The following is a 14,966-nucleotide window of genomic DNA, read 5'->3' on the forward strand; positions in this document are numbered from 1 at the left end:
CATGGCCGAGAATGAGAACGGCGCCGAAAAAAGCGAAGAACCCTCAGAGAAACGCCTGCGCGACTCCCGCGAAAAGGGACAAATCGCGCGCTCCAAGGAACTCAATACCCTGGTGATCATGCTGGCCGGCACCGGCGGCCTGATGGCCTTCGGCGGCAGCATGGGGCTCAGCCTGATCGAGGTGATGCGCGGCAGCTTCAGCCTGCCCCGTGAAGTGCTCTATGAAACCAACACCATGGCGCTGCTGCTGCTCAATGCCGGCGGGCATGCCTTCCAGGCGTTGCTGCCGCTGCTGGTAGTGCTGTTGATCGCCTCGGTGATCGGTCCGGTGGCTCTCGGCGGTTTTCTGATTTCGGCCGACTCGCTGATGCCCAAGTTCAGCCGCATGAATCCGCTGTCCGGGATCAAGCGCATGTTCTCCAAGAACTCGTTGATCGAACTGCTCAAGGCGGTAGGCAAGTTTCTGATCGTGCTGACCGTCGCCCTGACCGTGCTGTCGGCGTTCCAGGATGACATCCTGGCCATCGCCAACGAACCACTGGAAACGGCGATCATGCACTGCTTGCAGGTGGTGGGCTGGTGCGCGCTGTGGATGTCCTGCGGGCTGATTCTCATCGCCCTGATCGATGTGCCTTTTCAGCTGTGGGATCACAAGCAGAAGCTGATGATGACCAAGCAGGAAGTGCGCGACGAATACAAGGACAGCGAAGGCAAGCCAGAGATCAAGTCCAAGGTCCGCCAGCTGCAGCGCGAAATCTCCCAGCGGCGCATGATGGCCGCGGTGCCGGAAGCCGACGTGGTGATTACCAACCCCACGCACTTTGCCGTGGCGCTGAAATACGACGAGAGCGGCGGCGGCGCGCCGGTCATGGTGGCCAAGGGCGGCGACCAGATCGCGTTAAAAATTCGCGAGATTGCCAACGAGCACAAGGTCACGGTGCTGGAGTCGCCTGCCCTGGCACGAGCGGTGTATTACTCCACCGAGCTGGACGAGGAAATCCCCGCCGGGCTGTATATGGCGGTGGCCCAGGTGCTGGCCTACGTCTACCAGATCCGCCAATACCAGGCCGGCCAGAGCAAACGTCCCGGCCCGATGCCCGATCTGCCGATCCCCGACGACTTGCGTCGGGATCTATGAGGCATCTGCATCGCCAACGGCGACTGCCTGAAGGCAGCATTACGGTCAGGCATCGATTTATTGCGACTAATGGCATAATCACACGCCATTTATTCATACACGATGTGCACCATGACTGACGCTTCCCTGGTTCTTTACGGCATCAAAGCCTGCGACACCATGAAAAAAGCCCGCACCTGGCTCGACGAGCATGGCCTGACCTATGGTTTCCATGACTACAAGGCCGCCGGGATCGATCGCGACAGCCTTACCCGCTGGTGCAACGAGCATGGCTGGCAAACCGTCCTCAACCGCGCCGGCACGACCTTCCGCAAGCTGGATGATGCGCAGAAGGCCGAGCTCGACCAAGACAAGGCCATCGCCCTGATGCTGGCCCAACCGTCGATGATCAAGCGACCGGTGCTGGATCTTGGCGACAAGACCCTGGTCGGCTTCAAGCCGGACCTCTACTCTGCCACGCTGGCCCGCTGAGCCAGCGCCCACCCGATTACAAGGAATACGCCATGTCTACCACCCTGTTCAGCCTGGCCTTCGGCGTTGGCACCCAGAACCGCCAAGGCGCCTGGCTGGAAGTCTTCTACGCCCAGCCGTTGCTCAAGCCGAGCGCCGAGCTGGTCGACGCTGTCACGCCGATTCTCGGTTACACCGGTGGTAATCAAGCCCTGGCAATGACCAAACTGCAGGCGGCGGACATCTCCAGCGCGCTGAAGAACATCGACCCGGTGCAGGCTGCCCTGCTGACCCGCCTGGCCGAAAGCCAGAAGCCGCTGGTCGCCACCCTGCTGGTCGATGACAGTGCGCTGAACTCCACACCCGAGGCCTATCTCAAGCTGCACCTGCTCTCTCATCGACTGGTCAAGCCCCACGAGCTTAACCTCAGTGGCATCTTCCCGCTGCTGCCCAACGTCGCCTGGACCAACAAAGGCGCGGTAGATCTGGCCGAACTGCCCGAATGCCAGCTTGAAGCACGCCTGAAAGGCGACCTGCTGGAAGTCAGCTCGGTGGACAAGTTCCCGAAGATGACCGACTACGTGGTGCCCAGCGGCGTGCGCATCGCCGACAGCGCGCGCATCCGCCTGGGCGCCTACGTGGGTGAAGGCACCACGGTGATGCATGAAGGCTTTATCAACTTCAACGCCGGCACCGAAGGTCCGGGCATGATCGAAGGCCGCGTCTCGGCTGGCGTATTCGTCGGCAAGGGCTCGGACCTGGGCGGCGGCTGCTCGACCATGGGCACCTTGTCTGGCGGCGGCAATATCATCATCAGCATTGGCGAAGGCTGCCTGATCGGCGCCAACGCCGGCGTCGGCATCCCGCTGGGCGATCGCAACACGGTGGAATCCGGCCTGTACATTACCGCCGGCACCAAGGTGTCGCTGCTCGATGAGCAAAACGAGCTGGTCAGGGTCGTCAAGGCCCGCGACCTGGCTGGACAGCCGGATCTGCTGTTCCGCCGCAACTCGCAGACCGGCGCGGTCGAATGCAAGACCAACAAGACCGCCATCGAGCTGAATGCCGCTTTGCACGCGCATAACTGACCGTTCGGCCAAACGGGTGACAGCGATTCGCCCCACCCGTTTTATCCCCAGAGCGCGCTATGGACACTCATGACGTTTCCGGCTTTGTCAGCTTTACCCTGGCCATTCTGCTGCTCTTTGCCGGCAAGGCTGTCACGCACAACGTTGAGCTGCTGCGCCGCTACAGCATTCCCGAATCGGTGATCGGCGGCTTCATCTGCGCCACGATCACCGCCATTCTCTATTACGGCTTCGACCTGCAACTGCGCTTCGAATTGGCCGTCCGTGACCTGCTGTTGCTCTACTTTTTTGCTGCAATAGGCCTGCGCGCCGATCTGCTCACGCTGCTCAAGGGCGGACCGGCACTGGCCATCCTGCTCGGACTTGCGACCGCCTATATCGTGCTGCAGAACCTGCTGGGTATGGGTGTGGCCAGTGTGTTCGGCCTGGATCCCAAGGCCGGCCTGATGCTCGGCTCCATTTCACTGACCGGCGGGGCCGGCACCACCCTGGCCTGGTCGGATTTCTTCGTCGACGAACTGGGCATTGGCAATGCCCTGGAATTGGGGATGGCCGCCAATACCATGGGGCTGATCGCCGCCTGCCTGATCGGCGGCCCAATTGCCCGCTTTTTGTTGCTGCGCTACCGCCTGCAGCCCTCGCAACAGCAGCAGTTGGACGTCGGCGTAAGCCATGCCGAGGAACACCCGCAACTGGATTATTACGGCGTGCTCTGGGCCTGGATGTGGCTGAACCTGACCTTGCTACTGGGCCAGTCGTTGCATGGCCTGCTCACTCAAACCGGACTGACCCTGCCGATGTTCGTCAGCTGTTTGATGGCCGGCATCGTGCTGCGCAATAGTCTGCCGCCGCTGCGCCTGAAGCTGTTGCGCAGCGGCGTGCTGTCGCGCAAGTGGGTGCGTGCCAGCGGCTGGCCCAATGCCAATTCCGGTCTCGCGCTGATTTCCGACATCTGTCTGGGCATGTTCCTGACCATGGCGCTGATGGGCCTCAAGCTGTGGGAACTGCAAGGGTTGTTCGGCCTGATCGTGCTGGGGATCGGCCTGCAGGTGCTCATGAGCGTGGCCTTCACTCTCTTGGTAGTCTTTCGCCTGATGGGGCGCGATTATGAGGCAGCGGTGATCAGTGCCGGGTTTGGTGGCATTTCCCTGGGCTCGACCGCCACAGCCATCGTCAACATGACCGCCGTCACCCAGCAATACGGTGCGGCACACCGGGCATTCATCCTGGTGCCATTGGTGTGTGGATTCTTCATTGATCTGGTCAATGCCCTGATCATCAACTTCATAGTGCAGCTCTAATCATGTTCGTTTCTCCCTGGCGCAAGGATTTCCCCGGCATCGCGGCGCTGGCCGCCGAAGGGCAGACCTACCTGGACAGCGCCGCCACGGCACAAAAATCGCAGCCGGTGCTGGATGCCCTGCTCGGCTACTACGCCAACGGTGTGGCCAACGTGCACCGTGCCCAGCACGTGCCTGCGGAGCGCGTCACCCGCGCCTTCGAGTCCAGTCGGGCCCAGGTGGCACGTTGGCTGAAAGCGGCCAGTCCGGCCGAAATTGTGTTTACTCGAGGCACCACCGAAGCCCTCAATTTGCTGGCCTACGGCTTGGAGCACATGGTCCAGGCCGGCGACGAGATCGTCATCAGCGCCCTGGAACACCACGCCAACCTGCTGCCCTGGCAGCAATTGGCGCTGCGACGCCAGGCACGGCTGGTGGTACTGCCGCTAGAGCCGTCAGGTCGCATTGACCTGAATGCCGCTGCCCGCCTGATTGGCCCGCGCACGCGTCTGCTTGCCATCAGCCAACTGTCCAACGTCCTCGGCACCTGGCAACCCTTGGCCGAACTGCTGCCGCTGGCCAAGGCTCAGAGCGCCCTGACCGTAGTCGACGGCGCTCAGGGCGTGGTGCATGGCCACAATGATCTGCAGGCGCTGGGCTGCGATTTCTATGCGCTGTCCAGCCATAAGCTCTACGGTCCGGATGGCGTCGGCGTGCTGTATGGCCGGGGCGATGCCCTGAGCCTGCTCAGGCCCTGGCAGTTCGGCGGCGAGATGGTACGCCGCGCCGATTTCGATCACGCCGATTTTCATGCCGCCCCCATGGGCCTGGAAGCCGGCACCCCGCCGATTGCCGGGGTGATCGGCCTGAGCGCCAGCCTGGAGTACCTGGCGAGCCTGGACAGCACTGCCGTCAGCCGCCATGAACACGCACTGCATACCCAGCTGCTCGCCGGCTTGCGCGCCCGCAACGGCGTACAAGTGCTCGGCGAGCCCCATACAGCGCTGGCCAGTTTCGTGGTCCAGGACGTACACCACAGCGACCTGGCTGAATTGCTGGGTGAACAGGGCATCGCCATACGCGGGGGTAATCACTGCGCCATGCCGCTGATGAAGCACCTGGGCATTGCCGGCGCGATTCGCGTCTCCCTCGCCCTGTACAACGATGCGGAGGATCTGGAGCGCTTCTTTATCGCCTTGGACAAGGCTCTGGAGATTCTGCGATGAACCTGCCGGCCAGCGCCCAAGACGCGCTTGATGCCTTCGCCAGCTGCCCCGGTTGGGAACAGCGCGCGCGCCTGCTGATGCAATGGGGCGAACGCCTGGCACCACTCAGCGAGGCCGAACGCAGCGAGGCCAACCTCGTGCAAGGCTGCGCCAGCCCGGTGTGGCTGGTGGCTGATTTGCATGACGGTCGTTGGAATTTCCGCGCCGCGAGCGAGGCCCGCCTGATTCGCGGCCTGCTTGCCGTGCTGCTGGCGCGGGTCGATGGCCTGTCGCAAGACGAACTCACCCGCCTCGACCTGCCCGACTGGTTCAACCAGCTCGGCCTGTCCCGCCAGCTTTCACCTTCACGCAGCAATGGCCTGAACGCCGTGTTGCAGCGCATGCGTGAGGTCGTGGTAGAGGGCTAAGCCAAGCCGGTGCCCTGATTGTTTCTACAAGGGGGCGCATTGGTAGGGTGGATGTCGCTTTGTACATCCACCATGGCTCCGCTCGGTGGATCGATAAAGCGCGATCCACCCTACGTCGGGCTAAGACGTTGGCTTCGTAGCCTCGGCCTGCACGCGTTCCGCCGGACGGCGGGCGCCGGCCACCAGCTTGTCCACCGCCTTGGCCGTGGCGGCCATGCCAAAGCTGGCGGTGACCATCATCACCGCGCCAAACCCGCCGGCACAGTCCAGCTTCACGCCTTCGCCGACGAAGCTCTTGCTCTGGCACACGCCACCGTCGGGCTTGGGATAGCGCAGTTGTTCGGTTGAGAACACGCAGGGCACGCTGTAATTGCGCCCCGCCGTGCGCGAGAAGTTGTAATCGCGGCGCAAGGTCGAGCGCACTTTGGCGGCCAGCGGATCGTTGAAGGTCTTGTTCAGGTCGGCGATTTGAATCTGTGTGGGATCCACCTGACCGCCCGCGCCGCCGGTGGTGACGATGCCGATCTTGCGCCGCTTGCACCAGGCAATCAGTGCCGCCTTGGCCGCCACGCTGTCGATGCAGTCGATGACAAAATCCAGCTGCTCGGTGATGTAGTCGGCCATGGTGTCGCGGGTGACGAAATCGGCCACCACGTGCACCTGACACGCCGGGTTGATGGCGCGCAGCCGTTCGGCCATCACCTCGACCTTGGGGCGCCCGACGGCGCCGTCCAGTGCGTGCAACTGTCGATTGGTGTTGGTGATGCACACGTCGTCCAGGTCGAACAGGCTGATCTCGCCGACGCCCGAACGTGCGAGCGCTTCGGCTGCCCAGGAGCCGACCCCGCCAATGCCGACCACCGCGACATGCGCGGCCGCCAGACGGGCCAGGCCGTCGGTTCCATAGAGACGGGCGATACCGCCAAAACGCTGGTCATCAATACTCATTGCCGTACCTCGAAAATCAGGAGCGCATTATCAGGCTGAATGCGGCGGGTTTGAAGCACCGTTTGAGGCGCGGAGCGCCTCGGACTGCGTTCCCACGCGGCGCGCAGGAAGGATCAACAGTCAAGGGTTCCCGCGCTCCTGCTGGGAACCAGTAGGGGGCCGAATTCTTCTGAGGCGCAGAGCGCCACGGCCTGCATTTCCGCGCAAAGCGTGGGAACGATCAGTGTTTTTTTTGACTGCACGGAGCATGCTGAAACTTCCCTGATCAGGCCAGGGTCTGAGTGCAAGCACGACTCGCCTGCTTCGGTGTCAGCCCGTCACCCTACCCGGACCTTTCGCACCCATGACATCGCGCAAACTCGGCATCAACCTGGTGATGGTCGTCGCCATCGCGGCGCTGTTCACCGGTTTCTGGGCATTGATCAATCGGCCCGTCAGCGCGCCCGACTGGCCCGAGCAAGTTTCCGGTTATTCGTTCTCGCCGTTTCGCCTGGGCCAGACCCCGGTTGACAACAAATACCCCAACGATGACGACATCCGGGCCGACCTGGAGCTGCTCAGCCAGCAGACCAGCAACATCCGCACCTATTCGGTGGAAGGCACCCAGGCCGATATCCCGCGGCTGGCCGAGGAGTTCGGCCTGCGCGTGACCCTCGGGATCTGGATCAGCACCGACTGGGAGCGAAACGAGCGGGAAATCGCCAAGGCCATCGAACTGACCAACAGCTCACGCAGTATTGTGCGGGTGCTGGTTGGCAACGAAGCCCTGTTCCGCAAGGAAATCACCCCGGACGTGCTGATCGGCTATATTGATCGAGTGCGCGCGGCGGTCAAGGTGCCGGTGTCCACGTCGGAACAGTGGCATATCTGGCAGGAAACCCCGGAACTGGTCCGCCACGTCGACCTGATCGCCGCCCACGTGCTGCCTTACTGGGAGTTCGTGCCCCGGGAGCAGGCCACCCGTTTCGTGCTCGATCGTGCCCGCGACCTGAAAAGGCAATTTCCGAAAAAACCTCTGCTGCTGTCGGAAGTCGGCTGGCCCAGCAACGGTCGCACGCGCGGCGGTGCCGATGCCAGCCCGGCGGACCAGGCGATCTACCTGCGCGAGCTAGTGAACAGGCTGAATGCGCAGGGCTACAACTACTTCATCATCGAGGCTTTCGATCAGCCTTGGAAAATGGACGACGAGGGTTCCGTGGGCGCTTATTGGGGCGTGTACAACCTCGAGCGCCAGCCCAAGTTCGCCTTCGCAGGTCCCGTGGTGGCCATACCCCAATGGCGCCTGCTGGCTATTGGCTCAGGGGTCCTGGCGTTGCTGGCCCTGGCGTTGCTGTTGATTGACAGCAGCACCCTGAGCCATCGCGGGCGTACCTTCCTGACCGTCATCGCCTTCGCCTGCGGCTCCGTGCTGGTGTGGATCGCCTACGATTACAGCCTGCAATACAGCACCTGGTTTAGCTTGTTGGTCGGCGCCCTGCTGGGTTTTGGCGCATTGGGCGTGTTTATCGTCTTGCTGACGGAAGCCCATGAGCTGGCCGAAACGGTGTGGATGAGCAAACGGCGCCGACCCTTCTTGCCGGTGACCGCCGATGACGCCTACCGGCCCAAAGTGTCGGTGCATGTGCCCTGCTACAACGAGCCGCCGGAGATGGTCAAGCAGACCCTCGATGCCCTGGCGCGCCTGGATTATCCGGACTTCGAAGTGCTGGTGATCGACAACAATACCAAGGACCCGGACGTCTGGAAGCCGGTGGAAGCGCACTGCCAGGCCTTGGGCCCGCGCTTTCGCTTTTTCCATGTGGCGCCGCTGGAAGGCTTCAAGGGGGGTGCACTCAATTACATCCTGCCGCACACCACGCCGGACGCCGAGGTGATCGCAGTGATCGATGCCGACTACTGCGTGTCGCCCGACTGGCTGAAGCACATGGTGCCGCACTTCGCCGACCCCAGCATCGCCGTGGTGCAATCGCCGCAGGATTACCGCGACGATGGCGAAAGCCTATTCAAAAGGCTCTGCTACGCCGAGTACAAGGGCTTCTTCCATATCGGCATGATCACCCGCAACGACCGCGACGCGATCATTCAGCACGGCACCATGACCATGACCCGGCGCTCGGTGCTCGATGAATTGAAATGGGCCGACTGGTGCATCACGGAAGACGCGGAGCTGGGCCTGCGGGTATTCGAGAAAGGCCTGTCTGCCGCCTATTCCGAGCGCAGCTACGGCAAAGGGCTGATGCCCGACACCTTCATCGACTTCAAGAAGCAGCGCTTTCGCTGGGCCTACGGCGCGATCCAGATCATCAAGCGCCATGCTCGGTGCCTGCTGTTCGGCCGGGACTGCGAGCTCAGCCGCGGGCAGCGCTATCATTTTCTGGCCGGCTGGCTGCCGTGGATCGCCGATGGCCTGAACATTTTCTTCACCTTCGGCGCGCTGCTCTGGTCGGCGGCGATGATCATCGTGCCCAACCGGGTCGATCCGCCGCTGATGATTTTCGCCATCCCACCGCTGGCGCTATTCGCTTTCAAGGTTGGCAAAATCCTCTTCCTCTACCGCCGCGCGGTGGGCGTAGATCTCAAGGATGCGCTGTTCGCCGCCGTCGCCGGCCTGGCGCTGTCATACACCATCGCCAAGGCGGTGCTGTACGGCTTTGTCACGCGCGGCATTCCGTTCTTCCGCACCCCGAAGATGGCCTCCAGCTCCGGCTTGATGAAGGCCCTGGCCGAAGCCCGCGAGGAAGTCTTCGTCATGCTGCTGCTGTGGGGCGCCGCCCTGGGCATCGGCCTGGCCCAGGGCCTACCAAGCATGGACGTCCTCTTCTGGATCGGCGTGCTGCTGATTCAATCGCTGCCTTATCTGGCCGCGCTGATCATGGCCCTGCTCTCTTCGCTGCCCCGACCGAAGCCGAGTGTCGAGGTGGTGACGGTGGGTTGATCCAAGCTCCGGTTTCGCGGCGAGGTCGCCGCTCCCACAGCGCCACCGGCTACGCAGGCCAAATTGTGGGAGGCCCGCCCCGGGGCCGACGCTTTTAATGATCGTCCCCATGCTCCGCGTGGGCACGCAGCCCAAGGCACTCCGCGCCTCAGAGGGGAACGCAGAGTGCTCCGTCCCCACACTGGGAGCACCGTTTTCCTTTAAGATACGCGCCTTCTATTTAGCACCCCGCCCGCGGAGCCTGCATGACCACCCTTACCCCGACCTTGGAGCTTGCCTGCGAGCTGATTCGCCGTCCGTCCATTACGCCACTGGACGAGGGCTGCCAAGAATTGATGATGCGCCGCCTCGCCGCCGTGGGTTTCGAGATCGAGCCGATGCGCATCGCCGAGGTGGACAACTTCTGGGCACGGCGTACGGGCAACGCTGCAGAAAACGGCCCTGTCCTGTGCTTCGCCGGCCATACCGACGTGGTGCCCACCGGCCCGGAAGCCAACTGGCAATCGCAGCCGTTCGATGCGCACATCAATGCCGAAGGCATGCTCTGCGGGCGCGGCGCGGCGGACATGAAGGGCAGCCTGGCGTCGATGGTCATCGCCGTCGAGCGCTTCGTTGCCGACTATCCGAACCATCAGGGCGCCATCGCCTTTCTGATCACCAGTGACGAGGAAGGCCCCGCCGAGCACGGCACCAAGGCGGTGGTCGAGCGCCTGCGCGCCCGTCACGAACGCCTGGATTGGTGCATCGTCGGCGAGCCGTCGAGCACCACCTTGCTGGGCGATGTAGTCAAGAACGGTCGGCGCGGATCCCTGGGTGCGACCCTTACGGTGCGCGGCAAACAGGGCCACGTGGCCTATCCGCACCTGGCCAAGAACCCGATTCATCTGGCTGCGCCAGCGCTGGCCGAACTGGCCGCCGAGCATTGGGACGATGGCAACGCCTTCTTTCCGCCGACCAGCTTCCAGATCTCTAACATTCATGGCGGCACCGGCGCGACCAACGTGATTCCCGGCGAGCTCGAGGTGGCGTTCAACTTCCGCTTTTCCACCGAGTCCAGCGAAGCCAGCCTCACGCAACGCGTCGCCACGATCCTCGACAAGCACGGTCTGGACTGGCACATCGACTGGGCACTGTCGGGCCTGCCGTTCCTCACCGAACCCGGTGAGCTGCTTGACGCGGTCGCCGCCAGCATCCGCCAGGTCACCGGCCGCGAAACCATGCCCTCGACCAGCGGCGGCACCTCCGATGGCCGTTTTATCGCCACGCTGGGCACCCAGGTGGTCGAACTCGGCCCGGTCAACGCCACCATTCACCAGATCGATGAGCGCGTGCTGGCCAGCGATCTGGACCTGCTCACCGAGGTCTACTACCAGACCCTCGTCACGCTGCTGGCCCGCTGAACATGCTGATCTGCCCGCTTTGCCAAGGCGCCTTGAGCGCCGTCGACAGCGGCGTGGCCTGCCCGTCCGGCCACCGCTTCGACCGCGCCCGCCAGGGTTACCTGAACCTGCTGCCGGTGCAGCACAAACACAGCCGCGCGCCGGGCGACAATCAGGCCATGGTGGAGGCGCGCCGACGTTTTCTTGACGGTGGCCACTATGCACCGCTGGCCAGGCGCCTGGCCGAACTGAGCGCCGAACGCGCGCCGCAGCGCTGGCTGGATATCGGCTGTGGCGAGGGTTACTACACCGAGCAGATCGGCGGGTTATTACCGGATGCCGAGGGCTATGCCCTGGATATCTCCCGCGAGGCCGTCAAGCGTGCCTGCAAACGCGCGCCACACCTCACCTGGCTGGTGGCGAGCATGGCCCGTGTGCCGCTGGCCGATGCCAGCTGTCAGTTGCTGGCCAGCGTGTTCAGCCCACTGGACTGGGATGAAGCCAAACGCCTGCTCGCGCCCGGCGGCGGCCTGCTGCGTATGGGCCCGACCACCGACCACCTACTGGAACTGCGTGCCCGCCTGTACGACGAAGTGCGCCCCTACGATGACCAGAAGCATCTGTCGCTGATTCCCGCCGGCATGCGCCTGACCCATAGCGAAACCCTCGAGTACCGCCTGCGCCTGGAAAGTCCCGAAGCCCGGGCCGACTTGTTGGCGATGACACCCCACGGCTGGCGCGCCAGCGCCGAGCGCCGCGCGGCGGTGATCGATGAAGACTTCGAGGTGAATGTTGCCATTCGCTACGATTACATAGTCAAAGACTAGGCAGAGACCAGGAACCCCCCATGCGCCAACCGGACATCGAGATATACCTGAAGGACGCCGATCATCAGGCGATCACCGCCTGGCTGGAACAGGCCATCGGCCCGTGCAGCGCCTGGCAGCAGAAGGGCCAGACCTACAAGTGCCAGTGCAACGGCATTCCGGTGACTTGGCTGCCCAAGGCCGTGGGCAAGTGGCATAGCCTGCTGCTGGAAAGTGACACCACGCCCTGGGCTGACGATTTGGCCTGTGCCCGCGCCGCCTTCGCCGCGCTGGACGTTGAAATCCGCTGCGCGCCCGGCGGTTGGCAGGAAGATGAAAACGAAGAGAACACCGACCGCTGGATTCGTATCAGCACCGACGGAGAGGAGGACATCGTCTGGCGTACCGCCTGACGGAGCTTGCCATGCGTAAACGTACCCCGATGCACAACATGATGCTCATTGCCGTTCTGGTAATGGCGGCGCTGTTTTCCCAGGATGGCCTGAAAGAGTTTTTCCAGTCAGGCAAGAGCGAGCAGACGCCCGTCGACAACAGCCAGTCGGTGGACCTCCGGCAACAGGAACTGGAGCATACCCTGGCGCTGATCCAGCGCGGCGGACCCTACCCCTACGAGCAGGACGACGGCACTTTTTTCAACCGCGAACGCCACCTACCCGAAAAGCCCCGCGGTTATTACCGCGAATACACCGTGAAGACGCCCGGCGAGCCCACCCGTGGCGCCCGGCGCATCGTAGCCGGCGGTCAGCCCCCCGAGGTGTACTACTACACCGAAGATCACTACCGCAGCTTCCGGCCTCTTGAGGCCAACTGATGGACGACCTGCTGGCGATGCACCTTCTTGCCGACAAACACCGCTGCGGGGTGTTTCGCGTGCACCAGGAGTCACAGCCAGCACCCTCTCCGTTGATACTGCTGAAGCCCTTGTCCCCTGAGCGTCTCGATCACGACGGATTGCTCGACGCCCTGGCCAAGGCGTTGGACTTCCCTGCTTATTTCGGTCGCAACTGGGATGCCGCCTGGGATTGCCTGACCGAATTGTCATGGCCTGGCGACCAATTGCTGGTACTCAGCTTGTCCATTGACGTAGAAACATCGCTCGACGCAGGCGATCTGCGCCTGTTCTTCGACCTGATCAATGATGCCTGCGGTTACTGGGCACAGCGTGGCCGTGGGCTGTGCCTGCTGGTGACCAGTGAACCCTGCGACCTGCCCGTGCTGGAAAAGCTGCCGTGGCTGGCATGACGCCTTACGAGTAGCGGCTAATTTCGTAGGGTGGATGTCGCTTCTTACATCCACCACCCCCCCCTCGGTGGACAATAAAAACCGTTGTCCACCCTACAGCCGCAATACCTCCACTCACTTGGTCAACCCAGGATCTACGGGAAATACCGTTTATCCAGCTCCTCACGCGGGTGGGTTGCCAGTAGATGGCGCGCCATTCTCTCCGAGCCGTACACGGAGAGGTGGTTGGAATCTATGTACATGGGCACGCCGTTGTCATCCATGGGTTTGAGCACCATCCCCGACGACGCTGCATCCTCGTACGGGTTGACGAACTTGACGCCAACGCGGCGACTGAAAGCTTTCAACGCGCTGTTTTCCTGGATGTAATCCGGTCTGATGGTGACCACCACCGGGCTTTCGCCGGTGCCAAAGATCCGGTTGTAATTGGCAACCTTGTCTATCTGCGCGTTGAAGCGCGGCATACTGCCGACCAAGAGCAAGGGTCTGGAAAGCGCCCTGAGCTTTTGCAAGTACGCATCAAAGCCCTCGGCGTGGGACGACTTGCCTTCAAACTGCCGAATTCGCCAATCTTGGACAAAGATCAGGCCGTCATATTGATCGATATGCTCGAAAACGTAGCTGTAGATCTTCCGGCATTTGAGCGTGGCGTCTGCTGGGCTGCAGCCACCGCCCGCGGCCAGGTCAACCCGGATACCAAACTCCTTGCCCAGCACATCGTAAAACTTGAAGTAATGTTCCGCGTAGGAATTGCCGATGATCAGGTACTTCCGGCTCGCATGGGGATCTCCGCCCAGACATCCCAGACTGACAAAGTCGGGGCACTGTCGCTTGTCGATGGAGTTGAAGGCCTGCATGGCCGGAACGCCGGGGATATCCAGCCTGAACGGCGCGCCATGGGAAAAGAAGATGGCGCCATAGACAAACAAACCCGCAGCACAGGGCAAGGCAAACAGGCGCATACCTGCTTGGGAAAATGAGGCACGGGACGTGCGGAACGGGGTTTCGATGTACCGATAGGTGAGGTAGGCCAGCGATACGGAAAGGCCGAAGATGGCTAACGCAGCCCACCCACCGATTACAAAGGTGCCACTGCCGAAATCGAACACATAGCGGGTAAAGGAAATGATCGGCCAATGCCACAGATAGAGTGAGTAGGAGATTAAACCGATACCCACCAGCGGCCGGCTGGCCAATACCTGATAAAGGCCACCCGTTCTGCGGCCTGCCAGCAGAATCACTGTGGCCAGGCAAGGCACCAGGGCGCTCACTCCCGGAAACGGAATGCTTTTGTCATACCCAAGAAAACACGCCAGCAGCACCACAAGCGCTGGCGTGGTGTAACCCGGGCCCAAACCGGGTATATCCCGCCCAGAGCGGAACACCGCCAAAGCGCCGCCTAAAAGCAATTCAGAGGCGCGGGTAAACGAGGTGTAATAACTCCATTTGGCGAGGTTGTTATCTAGGGCAAAAACCGTGGCCACGACAGCCGAACTGCTGATCAATACCAAGGTGAATATCAGCAAACGCTTTCGATACTGATTCGGCTCGCGAGAGGCATACATGAAAAACACGAACAACAGAATGGGCCAGAGCACATAGAACTGCTCTTCCACGGCCAATGACCAGGTGTGCAAAAGTGGCCACTGCTCGGCATCGTTGGAAAAATAATCGCCCTGGCGCAATGCGTAGTTGAGATTGGAGACGAAAAACAGCGAGGACAGCGCCGACACGCCAAACTTCTTGAAGTCGTAGGGCAGCATCAAGATAAACGCGGCCACCGTGACACAGCCCAGCACACACAAATACGCGGGCAAGATCCTGTTGACGCGTCGGCGATAAAATTCAGCGTAGGTAAAACGGCCTGCCGAAAAATCCTTTAGCAGAATCGAGGTAATCAAAAAACCCGAGATCACGAAGAACACATCAACGCCGAGAAACCCTCCCGGCAACCACTGGTTGTTGATGTGAAAGATGAACACCGACAAGACTGCAATCGCCCGCAGGCCATCAATGGCGGGGTTGTAACTGACACCTGAGCTCATG

At 62.1% G+C, this 14,966-nt stretch carries 14 protein-coding genes; 12 read left to right on the top strand and 2 right to left on the bottom strand.

The features are described 5' to 3' along the window. Position 1 precedes the first annotated feature (1 nt). The 6 genes from flhB to ACTV8E_RS17740 all read left to right on the top strand — a co-directional run bounded on the left by flhB (position 2) and on the right by ACTV8E_RS17740 (position 5,589). On the top strand, positions 2 to 1,138 hold the full coding sequence (flhB, locus tag ACTV8E_RS17715) for a flagellar biosynthesis protein FlhB (protein ID WP_443200354.1): 1,137 nt from the start codon (positions 2 to 4) through the stop codon (positions 1,136 to 1,138). Positions 1,139 to 1,249: 111 nt separating this feature from the next. Beyond that, positions 1,250 to 1,609: an ArsC family reductase gene (locus tag ACTV8E_RS17720; protein WP_443200355.1), complete on the top strand. Its 360-nt coding sequence runs from the start codon at positions 1,250 to 1,252 to the stop codon at positions 1,607 to 1,609. A 32-nt stretch (positions 1,610 to 1,641) separates the two neighbouring features. Beyond that, positions 1,642 to 2,676 carry a 2,3,4,5-tetrahydropyridine-2,6-dicarboxylate N-succinyltransferase gene (dapD, locus tag ACTV8E_RS17725; protein ID WP_273537713.1) on the top strand — a complete coding sequence of 345 codons (1,035 nt, stop codon included), beginning with the start codon at positions 1,642 to 1,644 and terminating at the stop codon, positions 2,674 to 2,676. A gap of 59 nt (positions 2,677 to 2,735) precedes the next feature. After that, complete coding sequence (gltS, locus tag ACTV8E_RS17730) at positions 2,736 to 3,977, top strand: sodium/glutamate symporter (RefSeq protein ID WP_273537711.1); 1,242 nt, start codon at positions 2,736 to 2,738, stop codon at positions 3,975 to 3,977. After that, positions 3,977 to 5,182, top strand: a complete 1,206-nt coding sequence (locus tag ACTV8E_RS17735; RefSeq protein ID WP_443200398.1) for an aminotransferase class V-fold PLP-dependent enzyme — start codon at positions 3,977 to 3,979, stop codon at positions 5,180 to 5,182. The genes gltS and ACTV8E_RS17735 overlap by 1 nt, the downstream gene beginning before the upstream one ends. Beyond that, positions 5,179 to 5,589 carry a SufE family protein gene (locus ACTV8E_RS17740; RefSeq protein ID WP_443200356.1) on the top strand — a complete coding sequence of 137 codons (411 nt, stop codon included), beginning with the start codon at positions 5,179 to 5,181 and terminating at the stop codon, positions 5,587 to 5,589. Before ACTV8E_RS17735 ends, ACTV8E_RS17740 begins: the two co-directional genes overlap by 4 nt. 120 nt (positions 5,590 to 5,709) lie before the next feature. Here ACTV8E_RS17740 and tcdA read toward each other — a convergent pair whose 3' ends face one another. After that, a complete protein-coding gene (gene tcdA, locus ACTV8E_RS17745; protein WP_443200357.1) occupies positions 5,710 to 6,537 on the bottom strand; it encodes a tRNA cyclic N6-threonylcarbamoyladenosine(37) synthase TcdA in 828 nt (275 codons plus the stop codon). A gap of 343 nt (positions 6,538 to 6,880) precedes the next feature. Between tcdA and ACTV8E_RS17750 the strand changes: the two genes are divergently transcribed. The 6 genes from ACTV8E_RS17750 to ACTV8E_RS17775 all read left to right on the top strand — a co-directional run bounded on the left by ACTV8E_RS17750 (position 6,881) and on the right by ACTV8E_RS17775 (position 12,920). Then, positions 6,881 to 9,472 carry a glycosyltransferase gene (locus ACTV8E_RS17750; RefSeq protein ID WP_443200358.1) on the top strand — a complete coding sequence of 864 codons (2,592 nt, stop codon included), beginning with the start codon at positions 6,881 to 6,883 and terminating at the stop codon, positions 9,470 to 9,472. A 245-nt stretch (positions 9,473 to 9,717) separates the two neighbouring features. Next, the gene (dapE, locus tag ACTV8E_RS17755; protein ID WP_443200359.1) at positions 9,718 to 10,872 is read left to right on the top strand and encodes a succinyl-diaminopimelate desuccinylase; all 1,155 of its coding nucleotides are present in this window, start codon (positions 9,718 to 9,720) and stop codon (positions 10,870 to 10,872) included. Positions 10,873 to 10,874: 2 nt separating this feature from the next. Beyond that, positions 10,875 to 11,678 carry a putative RNA methyltransferase gene (locus tag ACTV8E_RS17760; protein WP_443200360.1) on the top strand — a complete coding sequence of 268 codons (804 nt, stop codon included), beginning with the start codon at positions 10,875 to 10,877 and terminating at the stop codon, positions 11,676 to 11,678. 20 nt (positions 11,679 to 11,698) lie between these two features. Continuing rightward, positions 11,699 to 12,070, top strand: coding sequence for a hypothetical protein (locus tag ACTV8E_RS17765; RefSeq protein ID WP_273537698.1), 372 nt, complete (start codon positions 11,699 to 11,701; stop codon positions 12,068 to 12,070). An 11-nt stretch (positions 12,071 to 12,081) separates the two neighbouring features. Continuing rightward, positions 12,082 to 12,489 (top strand): ribonuclease domain-containing protein, encoded by a 408-nt coding sequence (locus tag ACTV8E_RS17770; protein ID WP_251837112.1) that lies wholly within the window; start codon positions 12,082 to 12,084, stop codon positions 12,487 to 12,489. After that, positions 12,489 to 12,920: a barstar family protein gene (locus ACTV8E_RS17775; RefSeq protein ID WP_443200361.1), complete on the top strand. Its 432-nt coding sequence runs from the start codon at positions 12,489 to 12,491 to the stop codon at positions 12,918 to 12,920. Before ACTV8E_RS17770 ends, ACTV8E_RS17775 begins: the two co-directional genes overlap by 1 nt. A 134-nt stretch (positions 12,921 to 13,054) precedes the next feature. On the opposite strand, the gene ACTV8E_RS17780 is transcribed toward ACTV8E_RS17775, so the two are convergent. Then, entirely contained in the window at positions 13,055 to 14,965 is a 1,911-nt protein-coding gene (locus ACTV8E_RS17780; protein ID WP_443200362.1) for an acyltransferase family protein, read from the bottom strand. Position 14,966: the final 1 nt, after the last annotated feature.

Origin of the sequence: Pseudomonas sp. B392_1p (assembly GCF_052245235.1) — a bacterium.
Taxonomy (GTDB): domain Bacteria; phylum Pseudomonadota; class Gammaproteobacteria; order Pseudomonadales; family Pseudomonadaceae; genus Serpens; species Serpens gallinarum.

What these genes read in the sequence shown, in the direction of transcription:
- tcdA (WP_443200357.1), bottom strand. Translation starts at nt 6,537, where the DNA reads ATGAGTATTGATGACCAGCGTTTTGGCGGTATCGCCCGTCTCTATGGA.
- dapE (WP_443200359.1), top strand. Translation starts at nt 9,718, where the DNA reads ATGACCACCCTTACCCCGACCTTGGAGCTTGCCTGCGAGCTGATTCGC.
- ACTV8E_RS17750 (WP_443200358.1), top strand. Translation starts at nt 6,881, where the DNA reads ATGACATCGCGCAAACTCGGCATCAACCTGGTGATGGTCGTCGCCATC.
- ACTV8E_RS17775 (WP_443200361.1), top strand. Translation starts at nt 12,489, where the DNA reads ATGGACGACCTGCTGGCGATGCACCTTCTTGCCGACAAACACCGCTGC.
- ACTV8E_RS17780 (WP_443200362.1), bottom strand. Translation starts at nt 14,965, where the DNA reads ATGAGCTCAGGTGTCAGTTACAACCCCGCCATTGATGGCCTGCGGGCG.
- ACTV8E_RS17765 (WP_273537698.1), top strand. Translation starts at nt 11,699, where the DNA reads ATGCGCCAACCGGACATCGAGATATACCTGAAGGACGCCGATCATCAG.
- gltS (WP_273537711.1), top strand. Translation starts at nt 2,736, where the DNA reads ATGGACACTCATGACGTTTCCGGCTTTGTCAGCTTTACCCTGGCCATT.
- dapD (WP_273537713.1), top strand. Translation starts at nt 1,642, where the DNA reads ATGTCTACCACCCTGTTCAGCCTGGCCTTCGGCGTTGGCACCCAGAAC.
- ACTV8E_RS17720 (WP_443200355.1), top strand. Translation starts at nt 1,250, where the DNA reads ATGACTGACGCTTCCCTGGTTCTTTACGGCATCAAAGCCTGCGACACC.
- ACTV8E_RS17740 (WP_443200356.1), top strand. Translation starts at nt 5,179, where the DNA reads ATGAACCTGCCGGCCAGCGCCCAAGACGCGCTTGATGCCTTCGCCAGC.
- ACTV8E_RS17770 (WP_251837112.1), top strand. Translation starts at nt 12,082, where the DNA reads ATGCGTAAACGTACCCCGATGCACAACATGATGCTCATTGCCGTTCTG.
- ACTV8E_RS17760 (WP_443200360.1), top strand. Translation starts at nt 10,875, where the DNA reads ATGCTGATCTGCCCGCTTTGCCAAGGCGCCTTGAGCGCCGTCGACAGC.
- flhB (WP_443200354.1), top strand. Translation starts at nt 2, where the DNA reads ATGGCCGAGAATGAGAACGGCGCCGAAAAAAGCGAAGAACCCTCAGAG.